General features: G+C 63.9%; 1 protein-coding gene. It reads right to left on the bottom strand.

What is annotated here, in order from left to right:
* Nucleotides 1–343 precede the first annotated feature (343 nt).
* Nucleotides 344–1,855: a N,N-dimethylformamidase beta subunit family domain-containing protein gene (locus AB0N06_RS38705; RefSeq protein ID WP_366139346.1), complete on the bottom strand. Its 1,512-nt coding sequence runs from the start codon at nucleotides 1,853–1,855 to the stop codon at nucleotides 344–346.
* Nucleotides 1,856–2,192: the final 337 nt, after the last annotated feature.

The raw sequence follows: 2,192 nt of genomic DNA, 5'->3' as shown, positions 1-2,192 counted from the left end.
CAGCCCTCCGCCCCTACGAGCGACCGCTGGCCCTCCTCGGCCTCAACTGACCTGCACTGATCCATGATCAAACGACTTTGCAATCGCCCTGCCCCAGGAGCCAGACCCCCTCCTGCGGGGATGAGATCGGGTGCGTAGAGAAGGGGAAGTGGAAGACGGTCAGCCAGTCCTTGTTCGCGGCGACGAACTCTCGTATCCGTCCAGGATCACACCCCCCTGGCACGGGCTGAAGACTGCCGCACTTTTGCCCCACCTTCGAGGCCACGCTGAGGATGTTGTCGGCGATGGGTGAATCGTGGGTCTTCCAGCGCCCCTCGCGGCGGGCGCTATTTGCCGCTGGCCGTCACGCGTCTCTCGGCTCCAGCATGCGGGTCAGGAGGTTGTGGGTCGCTCGCTGGACCTGTGGGCTGATGTGGTCGGGGTCGTTGAGAGCCAGTGGCCAGTGGAAGGTCCCGGCGACGAAGACGAGTGTGCCCCGGTGGTTCTCGCACAGGCTGGTGTTCTGGACGGTGCGGCCGCGGCCCCAGCTGTCGACGTACGGGGACGCGGAAAGTAGCGTCTGCCGGGTTCCGTCGGGGCGGGGCATGGACGGGTTGAAGCCGTCGGCCTCGACAGCGATCAGGTCCGGGATCTCGTCGCCGTCCCGCAGGCCGGTGCCCGACCAGAACCAGTGACTGCTTTTGCGGACCACGAGCGGCACAGGTTCCTTGAGGATGCCGTTGTACTGCACGCCCAGCAGCCCTTGTTCCGCCTTGCGGTGCCGTTTGCCGAGCTGGCGCCAGCGTACGGTGGGCCCGGCTGTGTCGGGGTCCGGGTCGGGGGCTTCCTTGTAACAGGTCACCACACGGTCCGGCTGACCCTCGGCATTGGGTTCGAGACGTATGTGGAAGTAGATGTTGTTCGAGGCGAGGAAGGCGAGATGGGTCCCGGCCCCGACCGCGTCCTCCGCGCAGTCGCGCATACCTTTAGACCAGTATTCGTCATGCCCGGAGAACACGATGGCGGTGTACTTCGACGGGTCGATGCGCCCCTGGTGAAGGTCCGTGCTGCTGGCGTAGGTGATGTCGTAACCGGCGCTCTCCGCCCACCGTGCGGCACTGGTGTCCATGTCGAACCAGCGAGGCATCCCGGCCTGTGCATAAGGCCGGTCGAAAGACACCTTGAAGGCGCGCTCGTCATTACCGCCCAACTCGCCCTCGGAGGTGTACCCCTTGTAGAGGTTCTTGCCGGTGCGTCCGTCGAATGGCCAGATGTTGTAGGCCTGGTACGTGGTGAAGGGGACAACCATCAGGATGTCGGAACGGCGAGCAGTGTCGCGCACGACGAAGGGTGTGTAACTGCGATGGCCGTCCTCGGACGTGAACACGGCCAGGAATATCCCTGACACCCAGGTGCGCGGTATGTCCAGGGTCCAGGCAACTGGCCAGTCGCAGGCGATGAGTCCGGTAGCGGCATCCGGACTCGGCTTGGCCTGGGGTTCTACCGCCAATGGTCTACTGGTCGTCAGGTGCCGGGCGCCAGAGCCCCCGTAGTGTCCGACGCGGTATATCGCTACCGTGCACTTCTGGGCGATGTGGGACGCTATGTGGAAGGCGATGGAATCGCCACGGTCCACCGATGTTTTCGATGTGTAACCCTGGATCTGGGCCAACGTATCCGTGACACCACTCGTGCCGTCCTGGCCAACAGCCCAATCTTTGGAGCCGGTTGCACGGTTCTCCCGGACCACGGGGTTGTTCCCGGTGCGTGCAGCCGGTCTTTGCACTCGCGGCGCAGGTTCTTCACTGCGCAGCTGGTATCCGGCAATCGCCACGGCGCCGAGCCCGACAGCCCCGAGCGCAGTCCGACGGGACATCTTCGACACAGAGCACGCTCCGAGGCCTGGACGCCGGGCCTCGTGCCTCACGCGTCGCAACATGCCTGACCGATGAGCACAGGGCGCCTGTGCGAATCCTGTCAGCGACCACTCAGTGTATGGATGTGATCGTCGGGGAAAATAGACGCGGGAAATGTGTGGTGAGTCACATTCAGCGAATTCATCAGAATGTACAGCGTCTCAGATAGCGCTCACCGTCGTTCATTGCGGTCGTGATCGTCGCAGGGCGATTGCAAAGTCGTTTGATCATGGATCAGTGCAGGTCAGTTGAGGCCGAGGAGGGCCAGCGGTCGCTCGTAGGGGCGGAGGGCTGTGG

It is taken from the genome of Streptomyces sp. NPDC051020, assembly GCF_040683105.1.
Lineage (GTDB): Bacteria > Actinomycetota > Actinomycetes > Streptomycetales > Streptomycetaceae > Streptomyces.
Note: the sequence above shows the minus strand (reverse complement) of the source record. Positions and strands in the feature narration are given on the sequence as shown.